The 234-nt window shown below is 68.8% G+C and carries 1 protein-coding gene; it reads left to right on the top strand.

Features of this window, described 5'->3' with window-relative positions; translation table 11 throughout:
- Positions 1 to 44: 44 nt before the first annotated feature.
- Positions 45 to 234 (top strand): transposase (locus ROTAS13_RS27930; protein ID WP_139323430.1); only part of this gene is annotated, 190 nt, incomplete at its 3' end.

Genomic DNA, 234 nt, shown 5'->3' with positions numbered 1-234 from the left:
GTTCTGCGCGTTCGGAGGGTGTCTGACGTCCTTCGAGGTGGCCCATGTGGACCCCTGCCGCCCGCGCGCAGCTTGCGCGCGGCTCCCAGCCTTATGCAACGTGCCTGACCGATGCCGAGTGGGCCCTGGTCGAGCCCTTCTTGCCAAGCCCTGCAAAGACCGGACGACCCCGGTCCTGGCCGATGCGGCGGGTGGTCGATGCGATCCTCTACGTGCTCCGTACCGGCTGCGCCT

It is taken from the genome of Roseomonas sp. TAS13 (assembly GCF_001950415.1).
GTDB classification, from domain to species: Bacteria; Pseudomonadota; Alphaproteobacteria; order Acetobacterales; family Acetobacteraceae; genus Roseomonas; species Roseomonas mucosa.
The sequence above is the reverse complement of the archived record's forward strand: the minus strand, read 5'-3'. Positions and strand labels throughout refer to the sequence as shown.